This window comes from Bartonella sp. SL320 (assembly GCF_059687635.1).
Genome location: NZ_CM185143.1, coordinates 624,489 through 648,707, shown reverse-complemented (window position 1 = coordinate 648,707; position 24,219 = coordinate 624,489). Strand labels below are relative to the sequence as shown.

At 36.4% G+C, this 24,219-nt stretch carries 13 protein-coding genes and 1 pseudogene; 9 read left to right on the top strand and 5 right to left on the bottom strand.

The genetic code is table 11. The features are described from left to right. Positions 1–480 precede the first annotated feature (480 nt). A pseudogene (locus tag AC6ER8_RS02625) lies at positions 481–1,687 on the bottom strand (MFS transporter). Positions 1,688–2,551: 864 nt separating this feature from the next. Here AC6ER8_RS02625 and AC6ER8_RS02620 point away from each other — a divergent pair. After that, on the top strand, positions 2,552–3,160 hold the full coding sequence (locus tag AC6ER8_RS02620) for a helix-turn-helix domain-containing protein (RefSeq protein WP_497079096.1): 609 nt from the start codon (positions 2,552–2,554) through the stop codon (positions 3,158–3,160). A 498-nt stretch (positions 3,161–3,658) separates the two neighbouring features. Beyond that, complete coding sequence (locus AC6ER8_RS02615) at positions 3,659–4,690, top strand: aspartate-semialdehyde dehydrogenase (RefSeq protein ID WP_497079094.1); 1,032 nt, start codon at positions 3,659–3,661, stop codon at positions 4,688–4,690. A 768-nt stretch (positions 4,691–5,458) separates the two neighbouring features. Here the strand turns inward: AC6ER8_RS02615 and AC6ER8_RS02610 are convergent. Further along, the gene (locus AC6ER8_RS02610; protein WP_497079092.1) at positions 5,459–6,106 is read right to left on the bottom strand and encodes an SH3 domain-containing protein; all 648 of its coding nucleotides are present in this window, start codon (positions 6,104–6,106) and stop codon (positions 5,459–5,461) included. 515 nt (positions 6,107–6,621) lie between these two features. Between AC6ER8_RS02610 and AC6ER8_RS02605 the strand changes: the two genes are divergently transcribed. From AC6ER8_RS02605 to AC6ER8_RS02595, 3 genes are all read left to right on the top strand, one after another. Continuing rightward, positions 6,622–7,440, top strand: a complete 819-nt coding sequence (locus tag AC6ER8_RS02605; protein WP_497079090.1) for a MetQ/NlpA family ABC transporter substrate-binding protein — start codon at positions 6,622–6,624, stop codon at positions 7,438–7,440. Positions 7,441–7,509: 69 nt separating this feature from the next. Continuing rightward, complete coding sequence (locus tag AC6ER8_RS02600; protein ID WP_497079088.1) at positions 7,510–8,544, top strand: methionine ABC transporter ATP-binding protein; 1,035 nt, start codon at positions 7,510–7,512, stop codon at positions 8,542–8,544. Beyond that, a complete protein-coding gene (locus AC6ER8_RS02595) occupies positions 8,537–9,196 on the top strand; it encodes a methionine ABC transporter permease (RefSeq protein ID WP_497079086.1) in 660 nt (219 codons plus the stop codon). Before AC6ER8_RS02600 ends, AC6ER8_RS02595 begins: the two co-directional genes overlap by 8 nt. Before the next feature lie 1,328 nt (positions 9,197–10,524). Here the strand turns inward: AC6ER8_RS02595 and AC6ER8_RS02590 are convergent. Then, on the bottom strand, positions 10,525–11,004 hold the full coding sequence (locus AC6ER8_RS02590; protein WP_497079084.1) for a MaoC family dehydratase: 480 nt from the start codon (positions 11,002–11,004) through the stop codon (positions 10,525–10,527). Positions 11,005–11,168: 164 nt separating this feature from the next. Between AC6ER8_RS02590 and AC6ER8_RS02585 the strand changes: the two genes are divergently transcribed. After that, a complete protein-coding gene (locus AC6ER8_RS02585) occupies positions 11,169–12,503 on the top strand; it encodes an NAD(P)H-dependent oxidoreductase (RefSeq protein WP_497079082.1) in 1,335 nt (444 codons plus the stop codon). Between the two features lie 1,299 nt (positions 12,504–13,802). On the opposite strand, the gene AC6ER8_RS02580 is transcribed toward AC6ER8_RS02585, so the two are convergent. Then, positions 13,803–14,153: a hypothetical protein gene (locus AC6ER8_RS02580; RefSeq protein ID WP_497079081.1), complete on the bottom strand. Its 351-nt coding sequence runs from the start codon at positions 14,151–14,153 to the stop codon at positions 13,803–13,805. A 2,971-nt stretch (positions 14,154–17,124) separates the two neighbouring features. On the opposite strand from AC6ER8_RS02580, the gene AC6ER8_RS02575 reads away from it, so the two are divergent. Genes AC6ER8_RS02575 through AC6ER8_RS02565 form a run of 3 tightly spaced genes read left to right on the top strand, consistent with a single transcriptional unit; the run spans position 17,125 to position 19,914 of the window. After that, positions 17,125–17,868, top strand: a complete 744-nt coding sequence (locus AC6ER8_RS02575; protein ID WP_497079079.1) for a creatininase family protein — start codon at positions 17,125–17,127, stop codon at positions 17,866–17,868. 21 nt (positions 17,869–17,889) lie between these two features. Continuing rightward, positions 17,890–18,927 carry a CobW family GTP-binding protein gene (locus tag AC6ER8_RS02570; RefSeq protein ID WP_497079078.1) on the top strand — a complete coding sequence of 346 codons (1,038 nt, stop codon included), beginning with the start codon at positions 17,890–17,892 and terminating at the stop codon, positions 18,925–18,927. A 15-nt stretch (positions 18,928–18,942) separates the two neighbouring features. Next, positions 18,943–19,914, top strand: coding sequence for a WD40 repeat domain-containing protein (locus AC6ER8_RS02565; RefSeq protein ID WP_497079076.1), 972 nt, complete (start codon positions 18,943–18,945; stop codon positions 19,912–19,914). A gap of 976 nt (positions 19,915–20,890) precedes the next feature. Here the strand turns inward: AC6ER8_RS02565 and AC6ER8_RS02560 are convergent. After that, positions 20,891–24,151: an autotransporter outer membrane beta-barrel domain-containing protein gene (locus AC6ER8_RS02560; RefSeq protein WP_497079074.1), complete on the bottom strand. Its 3,261-nt coding sequence runs from the start codon at positions 24,149–24,151 to the stop codon at positions 20,891–20,893. Between the last annotated feature and the right edge of the window lie 68 nt (positions 24,152–24,219).

Genomic DNA, 24,219 nt, shown 5'->3' with positions numbered 1-24,219 from the left:
AACGCACTCCACAAGCCCCGCGCCTAAAGTCCTCCCCAATATTGCAAAAGATCTTAGCTCTTAAGGCATTTCATAAGAGGTATTTCTACTTCTTGATCTTGAGCGTTTTTTACCCACACATGCGCACCCTTTATTGCGCGCCCTTTTATGATGTATAAGGAGTGGTTTTTCTTGATTCAACATCAAGCAATTTGCAATAAAAAATACAATTTTGGGGCGTCTTATTCAAATAACAAGACATTAACTTATCTTAATAAATCAATTCATTGTCTAATATAGACAAAGGTTTCTATTGCTTCGTTATTTTTTGAAACAAAGCAACCAGAGCAACTGTTGTAAAATCTAGAAAATTAACACAACACAAAATCATCAAAAAACAATGACGAGCGATAAAAACTTTTGGTTCAAATATTTTGTTTTAAATATAATTGAGCCAACCGTCTTTTAAAAAAAGAAACGGTATGTCGCTATCTAAAGAAATCAATGATCATCCTCTACGGATCGTATGAAGAGGGTGTTAATGCTTTATTTTTCTTAATTTTTATAACACCAATTATTCCAGTGGAAATGATTAATGCAGACATCGCTAAAAAAGAGCTTAACAATCCTACGAGAGCAAAAAGTCCAGTAATAAAGCCAGACACGGCTTCCGCAGAGTTTGCTAAAGTTGAAAAGGTTCCAAAACTCTTCCCAAAATCTTCACGACGAGAATATAATTGAATCGCTGAGACTAAACTAATATCCACAAATGCACCCATAAATCCTAAAACAAAGGCGAGCCCTAGCATGAGTTTTAAAGAAAGCATTGAAGTTAAAGGCATAAAAAACAGAATAACCCCATAAAGAAGCCAAAAGACCATGAGTTTCAACGCTGTAACATTGACTATAATTTTATGATAGCACAAACCGCCCACAATCGTTCCCAAAGCCATGAGAGAAAAAAGTGAACTCACAAAGCTTTCCTCTGCCCCTGCAAAAAGAACAAAAGCTGGAATTAAAAATCTTAAAATTGCCCCCGTAAAGAGAATAGATGATTATTTTTATTAGAAATAGCTTTAAGATAGGAAGCTGTTTCTCGATAAATTTTTATAAAATTGAAGGCTTTATTCTCACTTACATTAAAGTTCATGAGATTCAATAACAAGATAATAGAGATAAGATAAGTAAAAAAATCAAAAATGAGAACTGCCGATTTATTCGCTAAAAACAACAGAAGCGAACAAACTAAAGGACCAATGACAGATGCAATCTCATTGAGAATTTGTGCAAAGCTATTAGCCTTTGTAAGATCCTTGATTGCAAACATTCTAGGAATAGCTGCTTGAAAACTTGGTTGAAAAATACTTCTTCCGATCGTCGTGCATATCGCTGCTACAATAAGCACAATAATATGTACAGTCCCTGTTATAGTGGTTATAAAAATGAATAATGAGGCGCATAATCTTACCAATTCACTGAAGATCATATTTTTCTTCAAAGAAAAGTTATCAGCAAGCCAACCGCCTATAGGACCAAAAAAGAGAAAAGGAATAAAGCGAAAAAAATACACAAGACCTGTAAAAAAGATGTTCTCTGTTAATTCTAAGACAAGTAAAACAAAAACAACTTCATAAGCATAATCCCCAACTTTGGAAATAAACAGAGAAGAAAAAAGAGCGAATGGACTCTTTTTAAAAAATAAATTCATATCACCCATCCGCTAGTAAACTTTTCTACACTTAAAGTTACACGACCTTTAACAAAATTGGTGATATGAACTTTAAAGGAAATCATATACTCTAATAAATCGCTTAATAAGTTAAGTAAAAACTTTTAAAAAAGACTCAACCTCTTAGCATCTGAGACAATTCATAAAAAGCATTTTTAGTCCTTATCTTCTATAGTTTTTACCCCCACACCAACCCCGCTTTTGACGTGCAAAAAAATTATTTTTAAAGACAGAGCTTCTATTGTCCTCTCATAGAACTTTAAAAGACACCAAGTAATAAGAAATAAATTATCAATAAAATAATCAATCAAAAACCTCCCCCTTTAAAATACATAAATATTTAAGCTGTCATAGCTGTCAAAAACAAGAGAGAAAAAGATGAACTGGATTCTCATGAAAACAGCCAAGACACATTGCAATAATTGCATATAAATTTTGCAAAAAAAGCAACCAGAACAGCTGCTATCACTCTGATTGACGATTTAAAGAAATTGCCCTATGAATGAAGCTTGTGTTTTTGATCGGTATACACAGCGATCAACGGAGGCTTTCAAATTCAAACATTAAACCCTGCTTTGTAAATATTATGGAACTTCCGGGACTCTTGTCATGTCCAAGTACTCTCAGTACTAAAAGCAAGAGGCTGACTCGGTTTCAGCACTTCCAGATCCCGGAGGTTCCTAGTTTCCAGAAGTGCAATGCCGAAGGTACCTCGTACTTGAAAAGCATAAGTATAAGCCAAATATCCAAATTTTAATGACATTTCTATAGGCTAATCTGTACATTTTATTTGCTTGGAATAAGCAATTTGAATTTCAATTGACGACTGAAAGCTATTGCCTTATGAAGGAGGCTCGTGTTTTTGGTCGTATACGCGACGATCAAATAGGGCCTGGAAGCCCGAAAACCGAGTATAAAATTAACCCGCTTGGCGGGTGTCCCGGAATTTCCGGGGGCTCTGGTTATGTCCAAGTGCTTTTCAGCACTAAAAGCAAGAGGCTGATTCGATGTCAGCACTTCCAGACCCCGGAATACCAATGCGAGGGCGCTCGCAACCGGAGGGGAAGCAAAGTGCAAGCTAAAAATTCACATTCTTACGACATTTCTTTAGGCCAAAAAATTCGTTTTAGAAGAAACATCATGGGATTTTCTCAAAAACAATTAGGCAGTCAGTTAGGCGTAACATTTCAACAAATCCAAAAATACGAAAAAGGTTTAAACCGTGTAAGCGCAGCACGTTTACAGGAAATTGCCGATATACTTAATGTTCCCGTTTCCTTCTTTTATACCGATAGCGCAAAAAAAGAAGAAAGCTTCTCGCCTTGTGATGACAGAATATCGAGCAAAGCAGAATATTTACTTTTGAAAAATTTCAGAGTGCTGACCCGCAAAAAACAAAGAGCAATCTTACAGTTGATTTCTGATGAAAAAAGTAACCCCTTATTTTCATAAATTAACTGAAAGGCAATCAATTTTGCTTCATAACCACTCAACGGTTTTTAACTAACGGAACAGAACTTTGACTGTCTTCCCCCCAAAAAAAGACAAAGATTTTTATCCAGTCTGGAAAGAGATCAAATCATTAAACAGATAAAGGATAAAAAACCCCACCAATGTAATGCATCATACTACCTTTTAAAAATTCAAAAGAGTGAAGAGAAACAATTGACATAAGATAAAAAAATCACTTAAGTGACTCTCCCAAAGAGGTGATGACTTAGCGTAAAATAGTCAATTTTTTTCAGTTCTGAAAGATTAACAAAGACAGCATTATTTAAAAATAAAGAAATTTATTATGCTGACAATTATGATTGGTGTGTAGAAAGTTGGGATTGTTGAAAATCAAACCTATAATTTAATTATAATTTAATGATGTTCCTTGACCAACTCACGCTCTCCTGAGTATAGCCAGAGGGAATAAACGTGGAGAGACACGAAGGAGTGTAGAAAATGAGTTTTAAAGTTGCAATTGTCGGCGCAACCGGAAATGTCGGTCGTGAAATGCTTACAATTTTAGAAGAGCGTGGTTTTCCTGCACACGAAATTGTTCCACTAGCATCACGACGCTCATTAGGACAAGAAGTTTCTTATGGGGATAAAACCTTAAAAGTCAAAGCACTGGATAATTACGATTTTTCCGATACAGACTTGTGTCTCATGTCTGCGGGAGGAAGCATTTCCAAAGAATATGCCCCTAAAATCGCTGCAGCCGGTTGTGTTGTCATCGATAATTCCTCCACGTGGCGCTATGATGCCAATGTTCCGTTGATTGTCCCTGAGGTGAATGCTGAAGCCATAAATGCTTTTTCTAAGCGTAATATTATCGCCAATCCCAATTGTTCAACAATTCAACTGGTCTTAGCTTTAAAACCTCTCCATGATGCTGCCACCATTAAACGTGTTGTTGTCTCGACATATCAATCGGTTTCTGGTGCTGGTAAAGAAGGCATGGACGAACTTTTCGAACAATCACGCGCCGTCTTTGTTGCCGATCCAATATCAGTGAAAAAATTCACCAAACGCATTGCCTTTAATGTCATTCCCCATATCGATGTTTTCATGGAAGATGGTTATACAAAAGAAGAATGGAAAATGACGGCCGAAACAAAAAAAATTCTTGACCCAAAAATTAAATTAACAGCCACCGCTGTTCGGGTTCCGGTTTTTATCGGTCATGCGGAAGCCGTCCATGTTGAATTTGAAAAACCACTCAGCGCCTCTGAAGCACAAGCACTTCTCCGCAATGCCCCTGGTTGTCAACTTATCGATAAACACGAAGATGGGGGCTATACCACACCTTATGAATCTACAGGAGAAGATGACACCTTTATTAGCCGTGTTCGTGAAGATATCACCGTTGAAAATGGTTTAGCTTTCTGGGTTGTCGCCGATAATTTAAGAAAAGGAGCCGCATTAAATACCATTCAAATTGCTGAATTGCTTATTTCTCGTCATTTGATAAAGCCTAAGTCCGTAAATTAACGATCTGCCGGAAAAGCGAAGAGCCTTAGCCGGTCTGTCAAAAGTCCGGCTTCTCTTCAAAATAATATTTTAAAAGGATATCCCTGCCAAAGGTTGATATTACCACCCTAAAGGACAATTATTCAGGGCGTTGATAAATTTTACTCTTCAATATCCTTAACCCCCTTCATCTTCAATTTAACGTTCGCTGCCTTAAAGAACAAAGACTTCTATCGGCACAGCTCTTGTATAAGAAATTGATTTATAATGATAATTCACTGTTTTGTAATGTTGAATGAGAGTTTCGAATAACGTAAAATTCTCTCATTTCAAATCTTTCTATATTGAATCAATCAAAATCATGTCTTTCACACATCAAAAGCGGAATGAATGTATGAATAAAACTGTATAATAAAAATGGTTTTTCATAAACCATCTTACAAACCCAAGGGGTGTCGCAACATTATACAAAATTCACACTTTTAAACCCGTTTGCACCACTCACCGTCCTTTTATGACGCCTTAAGACACAAATGATATAAAGACAAAAAGTTTCTCACCATTCTCTTAAAAGTTTAGCTTTTCTTGAAAAATTCCATCACCCCTCTAAAGGACAATATCTAGAGAAGCTGATCATTTTATCCTCAATATTCTTAAACTCTTACCACCTCAAATTAACCCTTCCCGCCTTAATACCATTTCATAAAAGGATCAGCAGCATAAAACATTTTTTGTTTCATGCTGCTGCCATCCTTTTTGCTATTCCAGCCTGTGAGATTGACTGTATGCTTATCGAGTAGGATAGGTCACAATACGGTAACGCGTTTCATTGCGTTCAAAATTTTTGTAATTAACATCATCAGGAAAGAAGGGATTATAAGCATTTACGTGCTTTACAGAAACTTCTTGTGCTTTTGGCGAAGGATTTAAAATGGTCCTTTCATCTCTTTTTTTGACGCCTGTGGAATCGATAATCATATCGGTTCTGTACAGTTTTTGCATGTTTTTACGTGTTTTTTGCATCAAAGGAAGAGATTTAAAATTGGAAACACCTTGTTTTACCTTTTGTTTTTTTACTTTTGGCGATTTTGTCATGGAATGTGATTTTGCAGGCATCTTTTTTAAGGCAATGGTAGGGACATTGGTGACATTGACATAACGTGCCGATGCCCAACCAACTTTTCCATGATAACCAAGAGAACACCAAGTTTTATTGGACAGGCAGCCATAAATTTGCACTTTTTCTCCCCTTGGAACTATTGCGATCACTTTATAAGCTGTCGCAGGACCTGTGCGTAAAGATACCTGACCTGATGCAACACGAGCAACGGTTCCAGCAATAGTCCCAGCTTGCCCATGAGATGCCGTCACAGCCGCGCCTGCTGCTCCCAAAGCCCATACAATCATTGTCGTTGATAAAAAATTCTTTTTTAACATTATTTTTCTTCCTCTCTAATATGTAAAGGGCAAAATATTCACCTTTGCAAAAATTTGCCGCGTTTAAATCCAGTGATGATCAATCTTTATTTCCCAAAAAAAAGCACCACAACATTGCAAACAAAATCCCTCCCTGTCTCCTCCACGCCTCTATATGGAATATGGTCTCTTGATCTTGATTGCGTAGTCTCTCCTCATGAACTGATAGCTAAAACATCATCTGATTGCTTAGTTCTTCAACCAATTGTCTCTTAGAGAAGTTTTTAAAGTGTCATTGGTTCCCTTCAGTAATCATTACAATAGAAGAATTGATTACCTAAATTCCAGAGAATTTTTATTAATAAATGCTAATGTTTCCGCAAAATTGCCAAAAATAGAGAAAAATGAATAATATCTTTAAAATAAAAGTGATTGCATATTCTCCAAAGCTTGTATAATTTCAACTCTTCTTAAAATAATACAGAGTATATTGAAACTTCCCCCAAATATCTCTTGGAAAAGAAAGTTAAAAGCATATGACATTAAAATTTTTTTCTCGTAATCGAATTATAGGATTATTTTTCTCTCTCTTTGCACTTTTTTTGTCTACTGCTTTTTCCATGTCCGCAGATAAATCCAAAATCAAACTTGGTATTATGGAAGGACGGGATGCGATTATCTGGAAAACTGCTGCTGAATTGGCTAAAAAATCTGGTTTAGATATTGAACTCGTTTATTTTTCTGATTACACGTTGCCTAACGACGCTGTTAACGCAGGGGAGATCGATGCGAATGCTTTTCAGCACGCTCCTTATCTGAATGAACAAATGAAACAACGTGGCTATAAACTTTCAATTGTAGGGTACACGTTTATCGCTCCAATCGGTGTTTATTCGCACAAAATCAAAAACTTAAAAGATCTGCGTGATGGGGCACATGTTGGTATTCCTAACGACCCGACGAATGGTGGAAGAGCTCTCCTCCTTCTCAATTCTTTAGGTCTTATAAAATTAAAAGATCCTCATAATATTCTTGCCTCTCCACTGGATATTATTGAAAATCCTAAAAACTTACAAATTCGTGAACTCGATGCTGGCATGTTAGGACGAGCCATTGATGATTTTGATATTGCCGTTATCAATACAAACTGGGCGATTGTTTCTGGATTAAGCTTCCAAGACGATGTCGTCGCATGGGAGAGCGCAAAAAATAATCCTTATGATAATATCATCGTTGTACGCACAAGCGAAAAAGATGAACCATGGGTCAAAAAATTAGTTGCGGCTTACAACAATGAAATTATCCGTGCAAAAATCAAAGAAACTTTTGGTACAACAGCACTAACATCTTGGTAAGTTTACCCAAAATTTCGATAATTGTGCTAAACACTCTAGTGCTTTTGCCAAACATTCTGGTAGTTTTAAATGGAAAAAAACGCCCTCATTTCCTTAAAAAATGTCAGCCGTTGTTTTAACAAAACGGCTGGCATTCCAGCCGTTGATAATCTATCTTTGGATATCCATGCTGGTGAAATCCTTGGCATTATCGGTCGTAGTGGAGCAGGAAAATCGACACTTATTCGCTGTTTAAATGGATTGGAAAAAATTGATACGGGCTCTCTTTTTTTTGAAGGTGTCGATATTTCAAATCTATCAGAGACACAATGGGCGCCTTATCGTCAACGAATTGGGATGATTTTTCAACATTTCAATCTTCTCTCATCGCAAAAGGTGATTGATAATATTGCCTTACCACTCAAATTAAGTGGCGTAAATAAAAAACAGCGCCACAAACGTGCCCTTGAACTTATTGAATTGGTAGGATTATGCGGTAAAGAATATTCCTATCCAGCAGAATTGTCAGGAGGACAAAAGCAGCGCGTTGGCATTGCTCGCGCGCTTGCTGCTAATCCTAAAATATTGTTATCCGATGAAGCAACCTCTGCTCTTGATCCTGAAACAACACAATCTATCTTAGAGCTCCTTGCTGATATTAATAACCGTCTCAATCTCACAGTTGTGCTTATTACCCACGAAATGGAAGTGGTACGCACCATTGCGCATCGCGTTGTTGTGCTCAATAAAGGACGCATTGTGGAAGAAGGACGTGTAAAAGATATTTTTACATCCCCACAAGAAGACACAACCATTGCCATGCTCAAACTTGTTACGCCACAACTTCCTGAAAAATATAAAAAAAATATTAAACCCATAGGTCAAGAAGCTGTTATTGAAATAAATATTGCCGGTGAAATTGCCCAACAACCTTTTCTCCATCTTCTAGAAGATGAAAGCGGTTTAAGAGCACGTATTCTCCACGGAGGCATTGATACAGTCCAAGGAGAAACCATCGGGCAACTCTTTCTTGCTCTTCCGGCTCAAGATAAAGAAGCTTTTAAAAAAGCCGTTCAATGGTTAACCGAAAAAGGACGATATTGCGAGGTGTTAGGTTATGTTTAATGTTCTGTCTCATGAACTGCCCAATGCCCTTTTTGATACACTATTGATGACCATGAGTGCTTCTTTGGTGGCCCTTATAATAGGGCTTCCCCTTGGTCTTCTTCTTCATACAACAGCACGTGGTGGAATCTTTGCTTCATCTCTTATCAATCGCCCTTTAAGCATCATTATTGACAGTATTCGTGCTATCCCCTTTATTATTCTTGCATTTTATCTTCTTCCCATTACCCGTATCGTTGTAGGAAGAGGGATAGGAATGCCTGCTGTCATTTTTATTCTTATCATTTCAGCAACCCCTTTTTATGCACGCATGGCCGAGCTTTCTTTTAAGACTGTTGAAAACGGCCTCATTGAAGCAGCTCGTTCCATGGGAGCTAGTCGTTTTCAAATTGTCAGATATGTTCTTATTCCAGAAGCTCTCCCGAGCTTGATTACAGGTTTTACAGTCATGGTCATTTCTCTCATAGGAGCTACCTCACTTGCCGGATATCTTGGTGGAGGTGGTTTAGGAGACATGGCAATCCGCTATGGCTATCAACGCTATAATACCTTCATCATGACCATTGTTATTCTGCTTTTGATCATTCTTAATATTATAACCCAATGGACTTCTGATAAAATCGTACAAAAACTTGATAAAACGAAGCGTTAAAAGACGAAGAATGTCACAAACCAACATGATTATCCTCTTTGCCACTTCCAAGGTGTAACACCTCGCAAGTAGAAATCCTCCTTGACGATTGAAGATACTCATAAAAAACTAAGTACTTTTTCTCTTGTCTCAGAAAACTTTATCGATATAAGTTCCTAGTTTCTAACTAAGAAAATAGTTTTAATGACTTCAATTATAAAAGAATAAAAAAGGATAAAACGAGAGATCTTACAACATTCAAAAACACTCTCTCACCATAAAAACGATAAATTATCATGGTTCAATTTCTTCATTGATCACGATCCACCCATCGATCAAAATGACCAAACAAAAAAAACAATTGGCGATCACTCTCAAGGTTATAACATCTCCACCATCACAGTAATTGATCACTCTCAATGTATGATTGTTGTCTCTCAAAGCGTTTGATAAAAAACAGGAACCTCGAGCCAATCCATTGTTGGTCTATTCATGGTTTTATGACGTTATGTTCTTAAAAAAAATTGTGTTTTAACCGTTGCCTACCACTCAACATCTAAATCGAATACGACAGTATATTTTAAACTCAGATTAAATTGGATAAAAGCTCTAAACACTGTTTCTGCTTTTGTATGCAAAAGTGCAAGCAAGCCTATTGCTTATCTGTCAGGCGGACTTTCTAAAACGAGAAGACAGTCTAATTTTGAAAGAATATGAAAGGCATAAAAGGAACAAACCAATTTCCATCTTTACCATTAATTCTTTAGTCCAGTATTAAAACTTTCAAAAGCATCTCAAAGTAATATCCTTTCAATAATGGAGATGACGCATGGCCTCGCACTTTTTTATCCCATTCTTTAATAGGTCACGACCTTCTCATAAAACAAAATGCCCCAAACGAAATATATTTGGCTCACATATTCATTCTCTTGTTTGAAAAAGGCATCAAGGCTCCCAAGTCCATTTCGTGACAGCCCCCATGCGTGGGATAATGGCCAATCCATTGAGTTTCCATCTTTACACTTCCAAAAAAAGTAAACCGGCACCGTTATACACTTTGTCAACACCCAATGTTGTAAACGCAACCCTTAACACTCAAAACGGTTCATGAAAGAGCCTGCTTTCTTGCACAGTTCCACTTTATAAAAGCTTCCCCCGCTTTTAAATATGCAAATGAAAAGTTTTGATTGTTGTACTATGGAATCAATTTAGAATAAAAGAAGCGCACAATACCCCAGCCTTGCCTTCAAGATGAAGGACGAAAGATTATTATCAATCAATATATTATAAATTTCATTATCGAAGAAAATTATATGACAATTCTTATAAAATAAAGCACTCAAATAATTTTAAGGATTGGAATTTTTTTCCCCCATCACAGCAACAATAAGCCATTGAGCCGTAAGGGCTGGTTTTTTTAAATCTTCCACTTCCACGGTAACCCCATAATGGAAAACCACGCGACCAGAAGGACGAATTTCTGCATCATCTAACACAAAGCGTGCACGCACCCGTGCGCCTGTTTTCACAGGACTCATGAAACGTACTTTATCGAAACCATAATTAATCCCCATTGCTGCCCCTTCTAACTCTGGAAGGGCCTCATAAGCAAGCGTAGACAAAAGTGATAATGTTAAAAACCCATGTGCAATCGTTCCCCCAAAAGGTGTCTTTTTAGCCTTTTCCTCATCAACGTGTATCCATTGATGATCATCTGTAGCGCATGCAAATTGATTAATCATATCCTGGGTAACAAGACGCCACGCCGATAATCCCATTTCTTTCCCAATAAAAGTAGTGACATCTTGTACGGCTATTTTTTGCTGCATAATGCTATTCCTATTTTATTTTATAAAAGCAATCATCCCCCTTGCTTTTATAAAATCCATTGATTAGAGCATCAAGGACAAAAGATTAATTGTTTAAAAAATAAATGCACCTTATAAATTAAGAAAACTATTTTAGCAGAATAGTTTTCAAATGGGAAAAAAGAATGGCAAGCAATGTAAACCTTACTGGTTTAGCATATGATTTGAAGCAACGTGCAGAAACCCATCCCCCCATTCGTATTGGACTGATTGGTTGTGGTGAAATGGGGACAGACTTATTATCAAGTATTGCGCATATGGAAGGGATAACAGTTGCTGCCGTAGCCACGAGAACACCGTCACGTATTTTTGATGCCGCCAAACTCGCCTATGGCGAAGAAGGACATGTCTGTGAAGTTGAAAATGCTCATGCCCTCACACAAAGCATTGAAAAAAAATTGATTGCAGCAACAGACGATATTGACCTTGTGTTGCGCCATGAACAAATTGATATTATCGTTGATGCAACAGGCTATCCTGAAGCGGGGGCAGAAATTGGCTTTAAAGCACTTGAAAACAACAAACATCTTGTCATGATGAATGTTGAAGCCGATGTGACGATTGGTGCGTATCTGAAACATGAAGCCGAAAAACGCGGACTTATCTATACCCTTGGTGCTGGTGATGAACCGACTTCCTGCATGGAACTCATCGAATTTGTTTCAGCTCTTGGGCATAAAATCGTTGCAGCGGGGAAGGGAAAAAATAACCCTCTGCTCTTTGATGCCACACCGGATGCTTACGAAGAAGAAGCCCAGCGCCGTAATATGAATGTGCGCATGTTGGTTGAATTTATTGATGGCTCCAAAACAATGGTTGAAATGGCAGCCATTGCCAATGCCACTGGACTTCTCCCCGATTGCCCAGGAATGCACGGCCCCCAAGCGGCCTTGCAAGATTTAAACAAAGTGCTTATCCCAAAACAAGATGGCGGCATTTTAGAGCAATATGGTGTGGTGGATTATTCAATAGGTCAAGGTGTTTCCCCTGGTGTCTTTGTCATTGCAGAAATAGCCCATCCACGTCTACGCGAACGTATGGAAGATTTAAAAATTGGTCAGGGACCTTACTTTACCTTTCATCGCCCCTATCATCTTACAGCAATGGAAGTTCCCCTCACCTGTGCACGCGTGATGCTTTATGGTAAAAAAGATATGGTTCCCCTTAATCATCCCGTAGTAGAAGTCTGTGCTGTTGCTAAAAAAGATTTATACCCAGGCGATCAGCTCGATTTTATCGGTCTTTATACGTATCGTGCTTGGATCATGAACATTGCCGAAGCACGCGCTCACCAAGCCATTCCCTGTGGACTTTTAGAAAAAGCAACCGTAACAGCTGAAATTAAAAAAAACGAACTTATCACAGTGCATAATACGGCTATTCGCGAAGATCAATGGATTGCACGTCTTCGTGCCAAACAAGACCTTTTGCTTGATTATCCTTCTCTTGCTCAGCAATAAATACCCTCTTCTTACCCTAACATAACAATCCATTGATTTATAAAGAACAATGTCCCTTTTCTATATGAAAATAACGTGTAAGAATAAACATATTCTCGATTCACAATACTTCTTTCGTGAAGATCACCTGGCTTTTAAGATCACGTGGATGACAAATTTCTATATCAAACAAGAACTGATACTTACATGAAGAACATGAAAGGGCTTAGCCCCTCCTTCCACACATGGTTTTTCTCCTTATGATCTTACTGAACAGCCCTTTCCCTTACACAACAAAAAGCACCTCACAGAATACACTTAATACACTTTTATTACAAATTCAGGTATATCTGTTTTAATAAAGGCATTTCCCAACACTGCACATCACCCCTCTATCACAACAAAATATTGATTGGTAACGATAATATAGCAATATTCATATTGAACGAGCGTCTCGAATACCGTAAGATTCCCCCATATCAAATCTCTCTATGTTGCATAAATCAAAACCATTCCTTTACGCGTCACAAACGAAATGAATATGTGGAGTAAAACTGTACAATAAAAATAGTTCTTATGGACCGTCTCAATGCAAGATCTGTTGCAACATTAAAGGCTAACAAGTATAATGATGACACCGACTTATAACGAGCAGCATCCCTCAATATCATACCAGAACCTCTTCATAAGATGACATAAAGTTCATTGTGTATGACTATATTTACTCCATAAAGATATAAATATTCATTATTATTTTATCTGCCAATTCCTAATATTACGATAGCTCTTGAATCTTAAAGATGAATTATGAGAATAATTTTGGCTCTGTGTCTTAAATAATTTTATCTCTACGCAAACATAACTTATGATCTGCAAATTATATAAAATATTGCCTTTTCTAGATTTAATATAAATAGATTAAAACTGACATTAAACTAACAAATACAGGAATATTTTTTAGTTTATCCCTTATTGTTTTACAAGATCAAAAACATTTTAAAAAGGATTAACTATTCCTCTAATGAATAAAATTCATATAAGGCCGCAAGACAATACTAAAAGGTTGATAAAGATAACAAAATTTCTAGCCTTATGACGAAAAAATACCCGTAAACTATAAAAAATCAGCTTACACAACCTTGAATAGAAAAAACACCAATCAGCAAAAATTTAAATTTTAATAATACTCATCAAAGCTCTATTGACTATTAACAATAGTTATTTTCTCGTCTAGTATAGCATAAGTCGTTTCAAATATTGATTTTTTTCAAAATAATGGAGTGAAAGAAAAACTCATCGACCTTGTCGATGAGTCTTCTATTAAAGTGTACAGAATATCCCTAAAAGAGAGACAACAGCACCAATTATATCTCCAACGCATAAAGAAGCAAGAAGTGAGAAAACCCCTATTCCACCCCAAAAAGCTGAATCTGCAAAAACTTTTTCAACTTTCCCAAAAGCAACGCCATCTTGTTCCTCAGCTCCATAAATAACAGCTCCATCTGCTGCTTTAATAATTGCATTGTTATCTGCCATAGAAACAGTAATTGCCATTTTCTCTTGAAATTTATTTTTTACAAAACTTGCATTCCCCTCTATAATTTGTATAAAAAAAAGCACAAACAGTGTAACAGTAAATAAACCTACACGATTTTTAAATATTTTAAACATAGCTTTCTTTGCTCCTCTTTTTCTTCACTGAAAAAGTAAAAGAATATTTACATATATAAAAATCAAAAATTATATTTAATTATTCATATAACACAGTATGATATATTATGTAATAATTTTGTAAAGTAATATAATACATTACGTATTACATGTAAAGATATAAAAACAACATAATATAAATTTGAAAAATAAACACTAATAAGTTCAAAATAACAACAACAATACGAGAGAGTTTCTGAACAGAATATTTTAAAAAGTATTTTAAAATCAAATTGTTATAAGACATAAAGAACACAATTAAGCATCGCCTCACATTATAAAAAAACTGTCAAAGTAAAATGTATTGCTTGCCTTTATTCCCTTATCATGACCTAAGTTTTAAAAAATAAGGAAGAAAAAATTATATTCTTTCTTTTATAAGAGAATCACTTTTACAATAGAATTATTTGTTATGATTGATCTTAACTTAAGACAAGCAAAAATAATATTTTATTATTTCTATATCTCTGCTTAAAAATAATAAAATTAAGAAAATTTTACATCAAAGTAAAATTTAAAAAATAAATTTATTGTAAAAAATAAAGAATAAAACTTTTATAAATATTTTTCAATGAACTAAACTTTTAAATTTTATAAACTTAAAAACTCTTAATACAATAATAATTGTCTATTATTGAAATAAAAGAAATATAAAATTTATAATAAATAAAAGTAGTAATCTAAAACAAATTTATTTCCATAACTAAACCTTATAAAGGGTGTAATATTCTTTTATAAACCAGTTATAAATTGTAAAATAAGATCCAAGATTGCTATTTTTAAATAGAAAAGGCATTAATAAAAGAGTTGTCAACTTTTATTAATCCATATAAACATCTCATAGCCTCTTCAAAAAAAGCCATTTCCCCCTATCCCATACAACATAAAGCATTGAAAGTTTTTATTTTAAAAAATTAACAAAATATGCTTATAAAATAAGTCAACCTATCAGATTTACAAACACATTATAAGCAACACAAAAACGCTAGAAAAACTATCTACAATCAAAGACTAAGATAGTCATAAAAAATAAGATAATGCCCCAAAATACTGAAAAAAAACTCTCCTGCCTAACTTTCATAAAAGTTCGCTGATTTTTTTCTTCAATAGGGCGGATCACAGCCCTCTCTATATTTCGAGTAACGATATTGTGCTCTTTATGAATAACAAATAATTCTCTTTGAAAGAAAGATTTAGCAACATTTACATGGTTTTCTGCAGGTTGTGCCAAAAAAAGGATGGATGCTATAAAAATATATAAATAAAAACTATTTTTAAATATTTTAAACATAAGCTACATATTAACATATTTTTCTTTAAATAACAAAGTAAAACAATAATAAAAACTATAATAAAATTATTATTACATATAATACTATACATTATATCTATTTATTGGAAGCATCATTAAAACTTAAATAAAAATATTTTCCAAACATTTGAAGAAAAAGCAATAGAGCACCCTAGGAGAAAATTGCCTTTGTGCCATTCTAAACTTAAATTAAGTGCATTAAAAAAAACACATGAAAATCGATATTGAATAATAAATTCATCAATCGCTCATCTTAATGGCAATAGATCGATTTACAAGTATAATCCATTGTTTTTCATGTTGAATGAAAAACTTAACGATTATAAATTTCTCTTAAGTTTAATGGTGTTTATATTGAATTAATTAAAGGTATTTTTTGTAGATCACAAACAAAAATGGTGTACCGAGCGAAAAACTTGAAGAAAAAATCACTTATAAGATATTAAGCCAAAGCTTGTGGTAAAAGTCGGGAGTTAACAAACTGTATAATAACGCCACCTTTTTATTTCAACAAGTATAAAGAGGATAGTGTACAATAGTTTTGCTATTATATGAATTGATCATTATACTCATCATACTATTCGACGCGCAGTGGTATAAAATAAACTTGGATACCTGATTTTTCTTTAAAATAAGCAGATGTGCAAAACGATGGGGCTCTGTGTACCATGGTTTCAACGATATTTGTCCTTTATCATCTGGTCAACTTCATCAAGCTCTCTGCAAGTGCGCGATGCTACGCGTCGAATAGTATAATGGTAAATTCATTAAACAGCACCACCTTGACGCTTAATAAAAGAGAAAGCCGGCATCATCATACAGTTTTTCAGAACCCAATGTTTACCCCCCCTTAAAACTTGAAACGGTTCATAAAAAAACATACTTACACAGTTTTACTCCACAAAGCTAATCCACTTGTGATGTACAAGAGAGATGGTTTTCACTAACTCAATATGGAGCAATTTGGGAATAAGGAAGTCTGACGATATTCGAGCCCCTCATTCAACATGAAAAAATAAACGCTCTTTACAAATCACTATCTTGTCATTATGCGATTTCATCTGACATAAATTCTTCTCATTCCATTCATTTTTTTATGAACACTAAAATCTGTAAAAACGCTGTTAAAGTAAAATAAAATGAGTGCACAAATATTTCTATCCTTTTGTAAGATGGATATGTAAACTTGAATTAAGAACGCAAAAATCCTGATTAAAATCAAAGTCTGTGCCAGCATAGCCTTCGACAACAATAGAAACAATTATTCTCGCTCCATAGTAAAAAGAAGGATAGATAACTTCATCTAAACTTATCCTCTTTAGAACATAATAAAAAGTATTTTTTATTTGCTACTGAGAAGTCTTTAATCTTCGAAAGATTGACTGATTAAACATGCTTACAAAAGAGACCTATCTTTAGCAGGAGCGCCCCCTATTCCATCAAAACTGTATTTGCTTATCTCAATAAAACCTTCACGATTTTTATAAAGTCCTCATTGTTAGAATATGACCCCATAGGATATAAAAATATGCCTATTTGCGTTTCTTTTATAGATAGATTAAAAGTGACAACACCTTTGATCACTTTGTCTGTATTAATTTCTCTGTTGGACAATAATTTATGGTATCTAACACGCCTTTTCTTGCTCTTTTACCTTTAGGGGCACACGAATATCACGGAGAGCATCTCCCCTTTGAAACAGACTGGATTATTGCTGACGCTTTTGCCAAAGCCCTTATGTTAGAAACAAAAGAGCACTATCATATCACTCTTTTACCAGTTGAAAAAATTGGTTATTCTATAGAACATATGGATGTTATAGGCACACAAAGCCTCACCTATTCTGATGCAATTCAACGCTGGATAAAGATTGGTGAAAATTGTTATCACAAAGGGATCAACCGTCTTCTTCTTCTCAATGCTCACGGAGGTAATTCCCCTTTAATGAGTATCGTTATTACCGAATTACGAAGGCGCTTTTCCATGCTTGCTGTGGCAACAAGCTGGAGCCGTTTTGGTTTGCCACAAGATCTGCTAGAACCTTCTCAGCAACATCTTGATATCCATGGAGGTTTTATCGAAACTTCTCTCATGCTTTATTTAGCCCCAGAAAAAGTCCATATGGAAAAGGCCGTAAATTTTCATAATAAACAAGAAGATATGATTGCCAATTATCGCTATTTACGCGCTTATGGTCCTCATGCCTTTGGCTGGACAATGCGTGATCTAAACCCGCAAGGAGCAGCAGGAAACGCAAGCAAAGCAACAGCAAAAGCTGGTAAAGCAATCTTTTTTCATGTTCTATCACAGCTTCGTGATTTACTGGATGATATCAAGCGATTTAATATAAACACATGGCAATAAAGCACAATAAAAGGTCTCTCCATGGAAACAACACCCCAAAAAAAGCTTCCTGTTACGGTTATCACCGGCTATCTTGGAGCAGGGAAAACCACCCTTCTCAACCGTATTCTCAGTGAAAATCATGGCAAACGTTACGCCGTCATTGTCAATGAATTTGGTGAAATTGGGATTGATAATGACCTGATCATTGAATCCGATGAAGAAATTTATGAAATGAATAACGGCTGTGTTTGCTGCACTGTGCGTGGTGATCTCATTCGCATTCTAGAAAGCCTGATGCAACGTTCTCATCGATTTGATGCGATTATTATAGAAACAACAGGACTTGCAGATCCCGTTCCCGTAGCACAGACCTTTTTCATGGATGATGCTGTCCATGAAAAAACAACTCTCGACAGTGTCATAACAGTCGTTGATGCAAAACATTTACCCTTTCAACTGAAAAAAGGTCATGAAGTTGAAGAGCAAATTGCCTTCGCAGATATCGTTCTTTTAAATAAGACTGACCTCGTCACGGCACAAGAATGTGCCCATGCAGAATCTCTTATTCTTGCCATCAATCCTCGCGCTATACTCTATACAACACAGCGCACCAATATTTCTCTTGATAAACTCCTTAATCGTGGTTTCTTTGATCTCCAACGAACGCTCGACCACGATCCTCATTTTCTTGATCACGAGAGTGCAGATCAACATGCTGACCATGTATGTGGTCCCGATTGTCATCATGACCATCATGACCATCATCACACGTCCCCCATTCATGATATTACCGTCACTTCTATAAGTTTAAAAACAGGTGCTTTGCAACCAGAAAAGTTTTTTCCTTGGATTCAGCAGATTACACAGCAACAAGGACCTGATATCTTACGTCTTAAAGGTATCCTTGCCTTTCAAGGAGATGATGATCGTTATGTCATTCAAGGTATTCATATGCTTCTTGAGGGACAACACCAACGCCCATGGCGTGAAGATGAAAGGCGAGAAAGCCGCCTTGTTTTTATCGGACGCTCTCTTGATGCTGAAAAGTTAAAAACTGGTTTTGAAAATTGTGCATAAATAAAATGAGTGAAAATGCCAAACATTATCCATTATGATCTCCAAAGTTACTGCCTTTCTTGTGGTTTTATAGGCAATAAACCAGCCTTTGTTTCGGTGGAAGGTTTCATTGTTTTTTTAACCCCCACCCCACAAACCTTTGAAGTTCACCAAGGCATAATTTCAAGTCATTTTTCCCATGACAATACCACGATCCTCACCGGGGGTGAAGATGGAAAAGTCTGTCAAACAACAGAAGGTGGTCACATAGAACTTCTCAGTCAAAAAGAACGCAAATGGATTAATCACGTGGCTTTTGGACCCCAAAAAGCTTTTGCCTTTTCCTCCGCACGTCTCGCATTTGTGCATGTAGAAAAAGAATGCCAAGAGCTCACGCATGAACGCAGTGTAGAGGGGCTTGCTTTTGCCCCAAAAGGTTTACGACTTGCCGTTGCCCATTACAATGGCGTTACGCTTCATTGGCTTTCAACACAAACATCTCCGACTAAATTAGTCTGGAAAGGGGCTCATTGTGGCGTCACCTTTTCACCAGACAACCGCTATGTCATTTCCACGATGCAAGAAAACGCCTTACATGGCTGGCGCCTTAGCGATCATCAACATTTACGGATGAGTGGCTACCCAAGCAAAGTCAAAAACTGGTCTTGGAGCGCAAAAGGAAAATGGCTCGCAACATCAGGTGCCTCTGCCGCAATTGTTTGGCCCTTTCATACAAAAGACGGCCCCATGGGAAAAACACCTCTCGAACTTGGAACACGAGCAAATGCACTTGTTAGCACCGTTTCATGTCACCCAAATCAAGAGATTGTCGCCATAGGCTTTAACGATGGCATGATTTTAGCGGCACACTTTCGTGATGGAAAAGAAGTCCTTCTAAAGGGGTATGGGAAAAGCGCTATATCAGCACTCAACTGGGATCAAAAAGGACAAAACCTTACCTTCGGCAGCGAAAATGGTGAATGTGGGGTGATTAATATCACGAATTAAGCCAAACACGAACAAACATAACCATCACCGATAAAATACCCACACAATCCTCTACAAATCTGAGCTCGCGCGCATCTCTAGAGCTCGTAAATTTCCAACCCCTCTCCCTCAAAAGTTCCCTGCCATTCCCAAAGTCTCTATAATTATGAAGCCTTCCACCTTGCTATCTCTCACCTTTAGATAAGAAAAAGCCTTAGACATATTTTTGACCTTTTAACGTTGTGCCCTCCATACAAAAATAACACCTATAAGAGCAAACCACCCCCTATCGCCTCTAAAAACTCTCCTCTCTATGAGAGACCTATACCATGGGCTGATACACCCATAAAAACACTTTTTCAAAACTTCAGTAAAATAAAGCTTATATTATCATCGAAAAAGGCTCATTTATTCCTACGATCAGAAAAAAGAAATCAACACTATTTTTCTAAATAAAAGTCCTTTAACCTCATCCCCTTACCGCAAAAAGTCAAACTCCCTACCCATTCTGATCAACAATCCGGTTTCTTGTATAGACATATCAAATTGGTTTATAAAAAGTGCTCATTATTTTACATATCGAATGAAAGTCCTTTAAATCGTAAAATTCTCTTATTTCAAATCTGTTTATATTAAATCAACCAAAACCATTTGCTTGCACATTAAAAATAGAATGATGATGCCCACTTATTACAGCCATCAAAATAATCTATATCTTATCAAAGTTGCTCTTGACATCTATCATCTGCCAAAAAGCCTGCCTAAAAACACGATCAAGCATCCTTTTTATTGATAATTTGACTTCAAACTCTCTCAGCCTTTTCTAAACAGACAAGTATTTCTCTAAAACCCTCAAGGAAACATCCTAAAAAAAGAAAACACTTATTTGTCACCTTTTATATCAAAAAATACATTCATGAAGAAAAATAGATCTCAAAATATTAAAAGGAAAAAGATTTTTCTGCCTTTGATATAAAAATAAACAAGTGTAGCTTTTTTAAAAAAGACGACGTAATCCAGCAGAGAAACTTGCTCCCGCAAAACCTACTTTCTTCAATCTATGCTGATAAGCGACATCCCCATGAAGAGAAAGTTTGGAAGAAAGTTGCGCCTTAAATCCAAGCCCTGCTTCCACAGAAGAACCAAAAGAACCTAACTGGAAATCATCTTTAAAAGAGACAAATTTCCTATCTTCAAAACTGTGCGAATAAGAAAGCTTGCTATAAAAGGAAACAAAACGTCCCTCTTCAGAAACATTAAGTGTCTTGCTTAAACGCCCACCAACACGCCCCACCCAGTGATGAAATTTTCCCAAATCAACATCAATATGATCAATATCATATGCCGGATTAAACTGAAGATGCTGATAAACAACCTGAAGCTGTGGATCAAAAACAATTCCTTTATAGCCTATTGAAAATGTTTTGCCACTCGTTAAAGAACCACTAAACTGTTTTCCCTTTAATTCTACAACCTTGCCTCGTGCAAGCGTCAAAACATCACCCTTGAAAAGACCATAGGATAACACCCCATCGATATAAAAACCCGTCTCATGCTGCAGACCTCCATAGGCCCCAACAGACCATTTATCAAACGTGCTTTTTTTGCTTTGTTCAACATTCTGAGGAGCAAGAGAAAGATTTCCATAGTTCCCTAAAGCCCCAAGAAATGTCCGACTATATAAACTTTCAATCTCGTTTAACAAAACCCCTGCTTGAAATGCATTATAATCGAGCTCAGCGCCATAACCATATTCAAAAGCCGATAAATTAGAAGCATAATAATGGCTCCCCCCATAAGCATGCAGAAAAAAAGCTGTCTTTTCATCATCTCTCCCCAAAGAATAAACAGCATTCCGCATAGTCTCTAACGTCTTATTTTGCATGGTTATCTCCATCAACCCCACATGGAAGAAAGCATTTGGCAAAAGCAGATATGTTGGCAATTGAGGAACAACAGCTCTAATTTCTAATTCCGGCTGAACATCAAACGGGATAGAATCCGTAGACGAAGGATCAACAGGAGCTGAAGGGTTAGAAGGCGAGTCAGATGTCAATGATGTGGGAAGTGGCTCAGGAGGAAAAGGTTGAGGATCAACAGGATCAGAAGATGAAGAAGAAGGTGAATCAGACATCAATGATGTGGAAAGTGGCTCAGGAGGAAAAGGTTGAGGATCAACAGGATCAGAAGATGAAGAAGAAGGTGAATCAGACATCAATGATGTGGAAAGTGGATCAGGAGGAGAAGATTGAGGATCAACAGGATCATAAAACGAAGAAGAAGGTGAGTCAGATGCCAGTAATGTAGGAAGTGAATCAGGAGGTGGAGAATTCATAAGATGAGACCGTGGAAAAGAATCAGGTTTAACAAACGGACCATGATAAGCTCCCATTCCAGAATGGATATAGACACCTTCAAGACGAAAATCCCAAAACCCCCCCTCACCTTCCACTAATCTTTGCCTAGCATCCGCTTCTCCAAAGGGTGAACCTGGACCATAACCACGAATACGATATTGATAAGGCAAACCTTTCACCGTAGTATAGCCATCATAACCATTGGCGATTCGAAAAGAACCTGCCTGCGCTGTTCCAGCAACTTGAATGAGTGAAATGCTTTGATCTATTCCCTCATAAATTTCTTCTCTTACCATTCTTGGAAAATTTTGCACATGAATGAATGTCGTTCCAGAGACATCACCAGAGATCAATATACGATCAGCTTTTTGGGGATCAAACAACCCCTTGTCATCCAAAAATACATTCAACCTAATCTGAGCATTTCCGCTAGCAGTGTATGCTTTCTTATATGTTGATGCTAGAGTCTTATCTCCTGCCTCTATGCCTGTTTTTTTCCCAATGCGCAGCGTTTGATAACCATTCGAGATATCTTCGTCATCAAAGATCAATATACTATCGGCAAGACTTAGAGATGAAAGTGATGAAACAGATTTCTGTAAACCATTATATTTACTTTTAGTAAGATACCATTTTGAATAACGGGTTAACTCTAAATTGGCAGTCGATCTATCGTCAACACGGGTTCCTCCTTTAAGAAAGGAAAAGTTTGTTTTCACCGATAGAGAAGCATTATTTTCAGCTTTTAGCAACAAATCACCATAAATTTTTGTTTCATCCGATAATTCAAGAATGCCGCGCGCTTCATAATCTTTATTTCCCTTCGCATAAAACGCCATGCCATCTAGAACTGTCATATTTGCCCGAGATAAAGAAACAAAGGCTTCCCCCGAAATAACTTTTTGAGTTTTTATAATTTTGTCATCATCGCGTTGTTTCAACATTTTAGCAAACTCTTCTGGAGCTAAAACATTAAAATACAGACCATGTGCCCCCACTCCTTTTACAGAAATATTATTGCCCTCCATTTTAATATTTGTCTTCTTAAAACCATCTGGTGAAACATATTTTTGCGTTAACTTGCCATTATCATCAGCATAGCCTGAAAAGTTTTTAATCAAAAATGCATGCATAGAATTAAGCTGAACATAACCTTTTTTCAAATAAACATTACCCCCTTGAAAAATCTCAAAAATGTTCGCTAACTCTTCTATAGAACCTTCATTATCTGTTATAGTTTCCTCGCCCCTCCCCAGTCCTACAATACTCACATTATCGAGAAAATAACGCCCCCCAAACTGGGTTGAAAATGAGCCAATCTTGTTAAAATTAACAGTACCGTGTGATATTCTCACCATTGCATCAAAACCGCTCATAATAGCGATCCCTTTTACATTTAAATTATCGGGCTCAATATCAATATTGACATTCTCTAAAGAAACATCTGTTCCTCTCCCCCATGCATAAATAGCATGTGAGGTCCCCTTAATTTCCCCTAGTGCCATATTAATAACGGCATTCTGAGCACGAAGAGCAGGTATATTTTTAAAATCTGTCATCTCTAGATTAAGCTTCCCACCATTTCTTACATAAGCCCCATAAGTAGATATTTTATCTGGATTATCGCCATAAACTGTTATATGAGACGCATCAACAACTGTACCTGGTTTTTCTATATATAGGGCTGCAATAGGCACAGAACCTGTAGTTTCTTCCTGTGAACTTTTTAAATAATAGATTTTATTTACAAGAAAATGCGTTCTCATATCATCGCATTTATAAAGTGCATCTCCTGGATCATTTGAAGACCCCGCAGCACTAACATAAGTAATCTGCAAAAAATAAAGAAGTGCTGTTGTAAAATTGCATAAAAATACATGTCTTTGAAATACATAAACCATAACTCTTCCCGACTCCTATTCCCCTACTTCTATTCATCGAAAAATAATATCTATATTTAAACTAATAA